Raw genomic sequence first — 10,480 nt, forward strand, 5'->3', positions numbered from 1 at the left:
GTGTTGGTCCTTTCATAGGCTCGGGTCGATGCCGGGCAGTTGCGAGGGGTCCGGGTTCGCGGGCACCGACCAGCCCGGAGACGCGGAACCACCGGCCGAGCCGGCGGAACCGCCGGAGGAATGGTATCCGCCGCCGGACGGGCCGGAACCCGGGCCCGAAGCGGAGCCGGAGGGCGTGTACGAGTGCTGTTGCGGTGCCGTCGTGCTCTGCTCCTGCGCCGCCGCAGCCGCTGCGGCCTCCTCCTGCGCTTTCCTTTCCTCGTCGGCCTTGGTCTTCGCGTCGATGGAGGCGTTCACCTTGTCCATGGCGTCGGCGATGGCCTTCTCGTCGCGCTTGTCGATTGAGGCGCGCAGCAGGGCGCGCGAATATTCGTCGGCCACCTTGCCTTCGGAGGAGGAATGCAATCGTTCGCCCTGTTCGACCGTATGGGCCAGCCGCGAGGAGAACACCGCGCCCGCCGCCTTCTTCAGCCGCGAGAGATTTCCCGTGTGCTTCTTTTCGATGGCTTGCAGCTTGGATGTGGTGGCGTTGGCCGTTCCCGTGTCCGTGGCGGCACATGCGGGGATTCGCTCGCCCTCGGAATATTGTTCGGCCAGCTTGTCGAGGGTTTCCAGGGTTTCCGGGTCGGCGAGCTTGTCGGCCGTGACCGCTTTCGCCTGTGCGAGCCGGTCGCCGTCGAGGTATTCGGCCAGCTTCCGTTCGGCTTTCTTCGCCGCTGCGCGCGCGGTGGCGCAGTCCGCCGTCGCCTGTTCCAGCTCGCGTGCGGCCGTGGCGGATTCATGCGATTCCCACGCGGACATGCCGGCGACCGTGACGCAGGCCGCGAGCAGGATGCCGCCCGCGGTCGTGGCCATGCGCCCCCATTCGCGCACGGGCATGGCGGCATCCCGGTCGCCGACCGGCGTGAGGTCGATCGTGTCGGCGAGATCGGCCGGCTCCACGGCACCGCCGACGTGCCGCGGTTCCGATGCCGGGGCATCGGCCGGGATATCGTTCCCCACCGGATTCGAGGCCGATGGCAGCGGGCCGATCTCACACGGATCGACGGCCGTGTCCGCCCGGCCTTCGCTTCCGGCGTCGTCCACGCATCGCGCATCCGGCTCCAGCCCGGGCCCGGGCTCGGGTTCGGGCTCGGCCGGTGGCCGGCGTTCCGGTTCCGGTTCCCGTGCCGTGTCGATGGCGACGGCGATGCCGGCGGCGATCATGGGGCCCATCTCCCATGGGTCCGTGCCGGAGGTGTTCATCGGTTCGGGAAGAGGCGCTGGCGAAGGCTCGGCCGGTCCGGCGCGGTGGCGGCCATGCCGTCGGCGGCGTCGGCCTGCCGTTCGCGCAGCTGCCGCTGTTCCATGACCCATGCGGGATGCTGGCCGTGCTCGTGCGCGTCCATGAGGCAGCGCGTGACCTCGCCCTCGGGTGAAACCGCCGCGAGCCGGCCCAGATGGCCGGTGAACGCGGCCTCGGGATCGCCCTGCATGAAGCTCATGTACGCGGCCGCCTCAAGCGCGCCCTCCCTTCGCGCGGAATCCGGGATGGTGTTGGACAGCCGCCACAGCAGTGCGGGTATGTCCTGGTGGAACTCGCTGTTGGCGATCTCGCGCACGTTGTAGTCGGCCTGGTACCACGGTTTGACCTGGCCCGAGGCGAACAGGGGCAAGGCGCGCGGATCATGCTCGGCGACCATGAGGAAACGGGCGCGCTCCAGGCCCGGCGATATCAGCTTCGCGCACACGGCGTCGCGCAGCCCCGTGTCGCCGGACAGCGACGCCAGCAGTCCCGCCGTGGCATGGTCCTTTCCCGCGTCCGCGCCGATGCGGTATTGTCCGGCGCGCAGCGAGTCGAGAAAATCGAATACGGCCAATGCGGTTTGCCTGTCAGCCATGTGCAACCTCCAGAGGAATGATGATGGTGCGAACAATGTCAGAGTCGATGATGCGCCGGGTCGCGGGCCGCTGCGGGGCGCACCGTCTACAGGCCCCATCGGGAGCACGGTTCCACGGTTTCACGGGTTCACGGTTTCATGGGTTCCGGGCATGGGAAAGGCCCTTCGCCGGGGGAGAGGCTGGCGAAGGGCCTGGGGTTCACACGCCGTCCGGGGGCACGGGATTCGGAAAGCTTTATGCCCCTTTCCGGCATGTGAAGTCAATGGGGGGCGTCCCGGCCGTCATCGGACGACGAGGCCGGAACGCCACGGGGTCACTTGCCCGCGTTCACGGCCGTGTGGCGGCCGGAACCCTGGGCGTAGTGGCGCTTGCGGAACACGAGCAGCGAGCCGCCGGCGAGCAGCACCGCCAGGGCGCCGCCGGCAAGGCCGAGCACGGCCGTGCCGGTGGAGGCCAACGGCTTGGCACGGTAGCCGTTCCAGTCGTCGGTGTTGCTGGCGGTCTGGGTGTCGGCGCACAGCCGCTTGCCGTCGATCTCGGTCACGTCGCCGGTGGAGTATTCCGGATCGGTGCCTTCGCCGCCGTCGGTCTTGTCGTTGAACGGGTCGCCGTTGGACGGCGCGCATTCCACGAGCGGGGTTCCGGTGACGATGGCGCGGTCCGTGTGGGTCTCGCCTTCCCTGACGCCCTTGAGCGTGCCGGTCACGCTGACCGACTCGCCCGGCTTGAGCACCAGGGTGTCCCAGTCGGCGGGATAGGCGAGCGAATCCATGTCCACGTGCGCGTCGCCGACGATGGTGGAGTCGGCGAGGTTCAGGTCGCTTGCCTTGAACCACGCGCCGTCACCGGTGGCCGGGTCGGTCTTGGACGTGTTCGTGATGATGAACGTGATGCCGATGCTGTCGGCGTCCATCTTCAGCGCCTGCTTGGAGTCGTCGCGGTCCGCCTGCTCCTGGCCTTCCTGCTTGAGGGTCGGGGTGTCGACCTTCTCCAGGTGGATGCTCGGGGTCATGTCCGGGGTCTTGGTGACGACCTTGTTGGATTCGCGCGGCTGGCCGTCGATGGTCTCGGTCCACGTGTTGGGCACCTCGTCGGCCACGGCGATGCGCTTGCACTGGAGGTAGAGCACCCAGCCGGCCTCGTGCTCGTTGTCGGCGCTCACTAGGTCGAGGTAGGCCTGGGTCGCGTTGACCGTGACCTTGCCGTTGTCGCCGGCGTCCACGGTGAACAGGTTGCCGCCGAACTTCGAGGAGTCGAAGCCGCTGCCCGCGATCTTCTCGCCCTTGGCCGCGAGCACCTGGCCGTCCCTGTACAGGTCGCGGCTGGCGTAGACGGCCCAGTTGCCCAGGTACTGGTCGTACTCGGTGTTCAGCCGGTCCGTGCCGCCCCAGTCCGTGACGGTCTGGTAGGCGCGGTCCGGGGGCAGGATGCTGGAATCCAGGCGGTAGAGGAACGTGTGGTTCAAATACACGCTCTTGCCGTCGATGCTGTCGCCGCCGACCTTCACGGTCACGTCCTTGGTCGGGTTGATCTCCTTCAGCGGGTTGGTGACGGTGTTGGTCTTGTCATGCTTGTCGTTCGTGACCTGCGTGGCGGTGTTCTTTACCGTGTGGCCGTCCTTGACCTTGGTGACGGTCATCGGCATGACCACCTGGTAGGTGTGGCCGAGCAGCGACCGGTCGATGCTCGGGTCCTTCAGCGGGTCGTAATCCTTGTCGGACTTCTCGCTGTACGCCTTCAGGTCGCCGGGCTGCGGGTCGCCGGGCACGGTCTCGCCGGTCGCGGGGATCTGGGTGTCCACGGTCCTGGCGAAGGCGTAGAGCACGCCGTCCTTGTCCTGGATGTTGAACTCGCCGGTGCGGTCCCTGCCGGTCTCGTCAAGGATCTCCACATGCTTCGCGTCGAGGGTCAGGTACTCCTGGTCGTAGTCGTCCGTCATGCCCAGTCGCCATACCTTGTAGGCGGTGTCGGCGAGCCTGGAGGCGTCGATGTTGACGCGGTAGTACACCTTGTCGCCCAGCAGCGCGGTCTTGCCGTCGATGTTGATGGTCGGGTCCTTCTGCGTGTCCTGCTTGGAGGGCTTGATGACCGGCGGCTCGTTCTCGACCTTGTTGGACGGGGTGACGCCGTTGTTGACGGTCAGCGCGGCCTTGTTGCCGACGGTCTTGTCGGTGGGCGCGTCCTCGTTCACCTTGGCCTCGAAGCGCAGCAGCGCGCGCGGGTTGGAGCCGGCCTTCCAGTTGGCGGCAACCCAGTCCCTGGCGAACGTGGCCTCGAACGAGTGGGCCTTCTCGTCCCACTGCACCTTGTAGGCGCTCTTCGGGATGATGCCGCCGGTTCCCAGGTCGGTGATCTCCAGGGTCTGCTTGTTCGCGGTGGTGTACTCGGAATAGGTGTCGCTCAGCTTGATGGCGGTCACCGAATATGCCTGGTCCGCAGGGATCTGCGGGTCCACGCGCACGGTGTATTCCACGGTCTGGCCGGGGAACACGGTCTTGGTGTCGATGCTGGACTGGTCGCCGCCCTGGGAGGATTCGGCGATGACCTGCTTGTGGATCGGGGGCACGGTCACGCAGATCTTCGGCGTGTTGGTGTCCACCGTGCTGCCGCCGACCGTCTGGCCGCCCTTGTTGTCGAGGTCGTCGCCCTTCGGGTCCGCGCACGTGTTGAGCTCGTCGCCCTCGGACTTGCCGTAGGATTCGAGCAGCTTCACGGTGTCGAAGTTCACGTCGAACGGGATCACGACGCTGATCTGCTTCGCGGTCTTCAGATCCTTCTGCGCGGCCTCGTAGGAGTCCTTCGCGCTGACCGTGACCTTGGTGCCCTCGGCGGTGATGTCGAACTGGTCGGTCACGTCCTTGCCGGTCTTGTTCAGGTCGTTGACGCTGGCGTTGGCCTCGTCGGTGGTGTCCTGCTCGTAGACCTTGATGTTGGAGGTGTCCTTCAGGTCGAGGATGCTATCGACGTTGGCGAAGTCGTCGGTCCACGCGATCTCGGGCACGCGGCCCAATCCGGTGGGCAGGGTGCCGGAGATGACCGCCGCCACCTCGTCGCCGAGACGGTAGTACTTGTCGTCGCCGCCCACCTTGTCGCTCTTGGTCGGATCGACGGTCAGCTGCCACTTGCCGTCAACCTTCATGGCCCACGCCTTGTTGGGGTTGGGCGTCCACACGAACACCGGCGGCTCGTTGGTCGGTCGGGTCTCGTTGTTCCACTTCTCGTACGCCTTGTTGGTCAATTGGATCTTCTTGCCCTCGGTGGCACCCTTTTTGATGGTGCCCGTCAGGTAGAACCTGACCTTGCCCGCGCTGTTCTTGAACATCGTCTTCGCCATGTAGGCGGACTTCGCGGTGGCGGTCGCGGTCCCGGCCTTCTGGTCGATCGCGATGGTGAAGTTCGCGGTCTCGTCCTTGCCGTCAACGAACACCTTGCCGGACTTCCAGTCGATCCACTGGATCGAACCGGTCAGATCATCGGTGATGGAATAGGATGCCAGCGGGTTGAGCAAGTGGCTCGGGATGCTGCCGTTGACCACGACGCCCACCTGGTCGCCCACCAGGAAAGTCTTCTGATCGACGCCCTGCTGGTTGGTCCAACCCTTGTCCTCGGCCACGAGAGCGCCGGACTCGTCCAGCACCCACACCTTGTCCGGGGTCGGCGTGACCTTGCCCACGCTGTCGCCGTTGCCGGTCTGGCAGTCGGCCAGGCTGCCGGTGCCGTTGTCGCCGTTCCAGCACGCCACGGAACCGTCGTTGATCTCGTAGTCGCCGCCGGTGGGCTTGGCCGACTGGGGCACGTTCAGCGTGTAGAGGCCGGAATGCGGGGCGGTGGCGTGCGCCTTGACCACGCGCTTGCCATCGATGGAATCGTCGATGGAAATGTCCGCCGGCACGATGTCGCCGTTCGCGTCGGTCACGGTCACCTTGCTCACGTCGTCCTGCTCGGTGCCGCCGATCACCACGTCCCTGGTGTCGATCGTGTCATAGATCCAGAACTTGCCGGAGGCGTTGGAATGCGCCTTGATATGCGCCGTGTACAGCGAGCCGGACGCGATGGAGTCATTGCCGTCCCGCACCGTCTGGCCGGCCCCGTTGGTCAGCCATTTCTCGGGCGGGGTGGCGGTCTTCTCGCCGGACTCCTTGCCGTCGTTCGCTCCCTTGTGGGAGACCGCCTCGGCCATGCCGCCCTGCTTCGCCACGTCAACGTCCCACCAGCGCTTGCCCGCAGGCCACGACTCCCACGAGGCGTCCATGTCCTTGAAGGACGCGCTCACCGTGGCATTGCCCTTGTTGGATGCGGTGAACCGCTTCGCCACCGTCTTCTCGGTGCCGTCAACGCCACGCCAATGCAGGGTCGCGGTGCCGTTCACGTTCTCGGTCTTCGACCCGTCGCTGGACAGGCTGATCACATCCGACGCGTCCTCGGTGTCACCCGACTGGCCCGACATCTCCGCAGCCTGCGTGCTCACGCTCAGATGATAGGTCGGCGGTGCCGGCTGGTACTTGTCCAGCACGATCACCACGATCGAGGGCTTGCTGGAAGCCTCCACATTACGACGCATAATCGCATCCACGCTGTTCGACGGATCATCATCGAACGGATATGAGGTCCTATATACGGTGCTGCCATACTGGTATGTTCCTGGAGCTACGTAGGTGTTCCAGTTGTCGTACCAGCCGCCGGTCCCGGTCGGCGAAGCCCAGCCGGACCCGTTGTAGATGTAGTTGCCGCCGAAGACGGCTGGCACCGCGCCGACTGCGACCACTCGGCAGTCGCCGTTGCCCTCGCCGGGGTGACGCCGCTGGAAACCGGTCTCGCATTCCGTGCGGGCTTGGTCCAATGCGGTCTGCGCCTTCGTGACGCCATCGCCCTCCAACGTCACGCCGGCATTGTTCATGGCGGCGCGCACCGAATCAAGACTCGTGGCCGGACCCCATGCGCCCGAAGCATCGTCCTTGTATTGCCAGAACTGCACCGCGGCCAGGTCGCCGCCCGTGCCGGGCTGGTTGCCTCCGCCACCGCCCGCGAACGCGGTCGATGCGACGACGCCGCCGGCACCAAGCGTGGCGATCGCAGCCACCGCCGCGACACCGGCCTTCATCATCTTCCTGCCAAAGTTCATGTAAATGAACCTCCGTTAACCTTGTCTGTTCATCCCCTCCCTCAATCGTTCCGGTCATGGCCCCGCCGCCTCTTTTTTCAAAGGGTGGCGGGGCTTCCGACCGCAGGAATAACGGGAGGTAGCCACCGGTTGGCCCGGCAGCCACCAACAAGCCTCACAGACGACACGCCGAACCACGGAGCATGGCGTCTACAAAAAATCCGGAAGTATTTCCCGGCAATACGGGTACACGGGAATGCGGGGGACACAGGTTCACAGAGACATGGCTTTCCTTTGCGAAATCCATGAAAAAGGCCCGTACCGGTTTCCCGATACGAGCCATAATCAGTCATTCATCGATCAGTGATGGTAATAGCCATCATCCTTGCCGGTGCAGCTGTTGCCGCAGCCGTAAGCGCCGTTGAGGTTCGGCTTTGGGGCGGAGGCGGCGGCCGGGCCGGAGCCGCCCGATGTGGTGCCACGGTATGTGTTGGAGCCGGAAGTGGAGCCTTCCGTGCGCCCGTACGCGCCTCCGGAGTAGGAGGAGACGCCGCTGTAGGTGGATTGGGCCTGCGCCTGAGCCTGGGCTGCCGCTGCGGCCGCTGCGGCGGCTTGCGCATCCGCGTCCGTCTTTGCCTGGACGCTCGCGTTCACGCCGTTGATGGCATCCTCCAGCGTTGTGCGCGCTCCGTCGATCTTCGCCGGATCGTTCCCGTCCTTCAGCCCGTTCGCCGCGTCGATGGCGTTCGACAATGCGTCGCGGGTGGCGTTGTCCGCGACCTTGCCGTCCGAATCCGCGAGCAGCTTCGACGCCTCGTCCAGCTTCGCCGTCAGATTCGTTTTCGCGTCATCCAGCCTCTTCGCGGCCTTGGATTCGGCGACGGCCCTCACCGCCTTCGACAGGCTCTTCTCGTGGGTCTCGTACCAGTCGGCCTGTTCATTGAGCTTCACGGTGGCGGCATCCAGTCCTTGCGCGTTTTCGGCCACGCAGCCCTCGTATTCGGGTGCCATGGCCTTGAGCTCCTTGCCCAAGGATTCGATGGTCTTCGAGTCCTTGACCTGTTCGGCCTTGACGGCGGCGGCATCGGCGGCATCGCCGTTGAGCAGCGCGTTGTATTCGTTGGCATTGTTGCGCACGGTGTCGGCGGCGGTGGCGCACGCCTCCTTGGCCTCGGCGAGCTTCGCGCCGCTGTAAGCGTTCCAGCCGATGATGCCGGCCGCGACCAGAATCACCGCGCAGACGGCCGCGATCAGGGGCGGCAGCCACTTCGGACGCTTCCTTCCATCCTTGCTTGGCTCTGTGATGTTCTCGGCGGGTGTTTCGACGGGTTCGAGGATTTCCGTCTTGTCGTTCTCGTTCATCATTGTTCTCCTTGCATTGATAACGCTTTATTGATCTGCCGGGATACCCGCGTTGGATTGCAGCGTTTCCCGCGCGATGTCGAGTAGCCGCTCGTCGCGGCCGGGTTGGGCGTCCGCTGTGTGGGGGAGCCAGTCCTGATCGACGTCGAGGGTCAGGTCATCGAAGGCCTGTTGCCCGTCATCGCGGCCCAGCAGGCCGCGTAGCCTGAACGTCTCGTTCATGTGCTGTCCGTCCCATTCGATGCGCCGGGCGTACAGCAGGAAATCCAGAGTAAGGAACCCCGGCCCGGCCTTGTCCACCTGCACGTACCGGGAGCGCGTCGGCGTGAATCTCACCTGCGGCACGCCTTTCAGCCGTTCGTGCAACGGGCTGTCCGGCACGATGTAGCGTTTGACCAGGTTCTGTCCGCCGGCCGCGAAGAACAGCATCTGCGGCAGATTGCCGTAGGTCGCGTCGTAGTAGCGCCATCCTTGGTCGTCCCGCCATTTGCGAAGCATGTCACGGGCGGCCCCCGGCCCCAGATGGATGCCGGAGAACCGTTCCCACGCCAGCGTCACCCGGTCGAACTCGCCGCGCATGAGACCATACAGGGCCCGCCCGGTCTGGTCCTTCGGATGACGTCTCGTTCGGGTGTCCGTCCGATGGTTCGGATCCGCATACGGGCAGTGCAGGTAGGCGTCCTCGTCGTAGCGGCACAGGCCCGGCACATCGCCCCGGTGGTGTCGCCCGTAGGGCCGGCGCGCACGGCTTTCCTCCTGCCGGCGGAACAGGCCGACGATCTGGATGGGATTGTCGCACAGCGGGCACACCGCGTAGTAGGACGGCCCCTTGTCGCCGTCACGACGCCACGGGGCCACGCCGCCGGTGCACCTCATGTATGACTCCTGGCTGATCATGATGCTTTCCGCCCTTCCCGGCCATGCCTTGAACACATCCATAGTCGGCTCCCCTCGCCGCGCATCGTCGTCATCGATACCTCCTGTTGATTCTAACCCACCAATCCGCCGGCAGCTCGGGCACCGCGCCCTCGCGTTCGGCGAACGCGAGGCACGCGAGCACCGTGCGCAATCCCAACGGGAACTCCCGCCGTCCCTGACGCATCAGGAACGTCCAGTCCTCCGTGCACTCCTCGCAATCCGAATGGTCCATGATCCCGCGACGGGCCAGTGCGGCCCGCTCCTCGATGTCATCCGTCATCATCCACTCCTTCTTCCGTCTTGCTTCGCCTCGGCCCTTGCGTCCGCCGCGTCGAGGGGAGGGCAGTCGCGTTCGATCCATGCCGTGAGCATGTCGCGGATGGTGGTGCCGCGCCGCACGGCCTCGGCCTTGAACCGTTTCTTGAGCATGGGGTCGAGCTCCACCGTGATCTTGGGCAGCTTGACCGGTTTCTTGTAGTCGGTGAGGGTCGATGCCAGCATGTTCCTCGTGGTCATCGGCTTGTTGATCTCCATGATGTTGTTCCTTTCCGTGTCCCCGTGTCCACGGGTTTGCGTGGACACGGGTTTCCGGGTTGCCGGTTCCGCGGGTGTCAGGCGTTGAATGCGTCGCTGAGTTCCTTGGCGATAAGCCCGTAGCCCGAGGCGGACGGGAACCGGCCCTCGTCCGGCGCGAGACGCATGGCCTCCTTGTACGGGATGGTCTCCCTGCAATGGGCCAGTCCGTTCTCGGCCAGGAACTCCTCGGCGTGCCTGAGGCTGCGCGTGCCGTAGCGGGTCTGGGTCAGCAGCACCGAGGAGGGCTTGTTGATCTGCCGGATGGTCTCCAGCATGCGTTCCAGGTCGATGGGGCCGGTGGTGGTGACGAGCAGCACGAGGTCGGCCGCGTCCACCGCCGCCTCCACCAGATCGGTCTGCAAGGGAGGCGTGTCGATCAGCACCCATTCCTCCTCGGCGGGCGCGGCGACGGTGAACCGGTTGACGACCTCCACCCCGAAGGGCAGTGGACGGCCGGCCGATAGGGCCTTGTGCGCCCACAGGGTCGCCGCGCCGGACGGGTCGGCGTCGCGCACCGTCACGGTATGGCCCAGTCGGGCGAGTGCTTCGGCGGTGCCGATGGCGCTGGTGGTCTTGCCGACCCCGCCCTTGAGGTTGACGAAGGCCACCGTTTTCGTGTTCGTGGTCATTGGGATTGTTCCT

8 protein-coding genes are annotated in these 10,480 nt (G+C 65.7%); all 8 read right to left on the reverse strand.

Going from position 1 to position 10,480, the window contains the following annotated elements; genetic code table 11:
- Positions 1 to 12: 12 nt before the first annotated feature.
- The 8 genes from ACEUKI_RS04375 to ACEUKI_RS04410 all read right to left on the reverse strand — a co-directional run bounded on the left by ACEUKI_RS04375 (position 13) and on the right by ACEUKI_RS04410 (position 10,467).
- Positions 13 to 1,245, reverse strand: a complete 1,233-nt coding sequence (locus ACEUKI_RS04375; RefSeq protein WP_374156552.1) for a hypothetical protein — start codon at positions 1,243 to 1,245, stop codon at positions 13 to 15.
- Positions 1,242 to 1,880 carry a hypothetical protein gene (locus ACEUKI_RS04380; protein ID WP_115770376.1) on the reverse strand — a complete coding sequence of 213 codons (639 nt, stop codon included), beginning with the start codon at positions 1,878 to 1,880 and terminating at the stop codon, positions 1,242 to 1,244. Before ACEUKI_RS04380 ends, ACEUKI_RS04375 begins: the two co-directional genes overlap by 4 nt.
- Before the next feature lie 314 nt (positions 1,881 to 2,194).
- Positions 2,195 to 7,003, reverse strand: coding sequence for an LPXTG cell wall anchor domain-containing protein (locus ACEUKI_RS04385; protein ID WP_374156553.1), 4,809 nt, complete (start codon positions 7,001 to 7,003; stop codon positions 2,195 to 2,197).
- 339 nt (positions 7,004 to 7,342) lie between these two features.
- Complete coding sequence (locus tag ACEUKI_RS04390; protein WP_374156554.1) at positions 7,343 to 8,347, reverse strand: FIVAR domain-containing protein; 1,005 nt, start codon at positions 8,345 to 8,347, stop codon at positions 7,343 to 7,345.
- Between the two features lie 24 nt (positions 8,348 to 8,371).
- Positions 8,372 to 9,283, reverse strand: a complete 912-nt coding sequence (locus ACEUKI_RS04395; protein ID WP_080784748.1) for a hypothetical protein — start codon at positions 9,281 to 9,283, stop codon at positions 8,372 to 8,374.
- Positions 9,284 to 9,311: 28 nt separating this feature from the next.
- Entirely contained in the window at positions 9,312 to 9,542 is a 231-nt protein-coding gene (locus tag ACEUKI_RS04400) for a hypothetical protein (protein WP_007056112.1), read from the reverse strand.
- On the reverse strand, positions 9,542 to 9,796 hold the full coding sequence (locus tag ACEUKI_RS04405; RefSeq protein ID WP_007054327.1) for a hypothetical protein: 255 nt from the start codon (positions 9,794 to 9,796) through the stop codon (positions 9,542 to 9,544). Before ACEUKI_RS04405 ends, ACEUKI_RS04400 begins: the two co-directional genes overlap by 1 nt.
- A 77-nt stretch (positions 9,797 to 9,873) precedes the next feature.
- Positions 9,874 to 10,467 (reverse strand): ParA family protein, encoded by a 594-nt coding sequence (locus ACEUKI_RS04410; RefSeq protein ID WP_007052734.1) that lies wholly within the window; start codon positions 10,465 to 10,467, stop codon positions 9,874 to 9,876.
- Positions 10,468 to 10,480 lie beyond the last annotated feature (13 nt).

It is taken from the genome of Bifidobacterium sp. 2450, from assembly GCF_041900695.1.
Classification (GTDB): Bacteria; Actinomycetota; Actinomycetes; order Actinomycetales; family Bifidobacteriaceae; genus Bifidobacterium; species Bifidobacterium longum.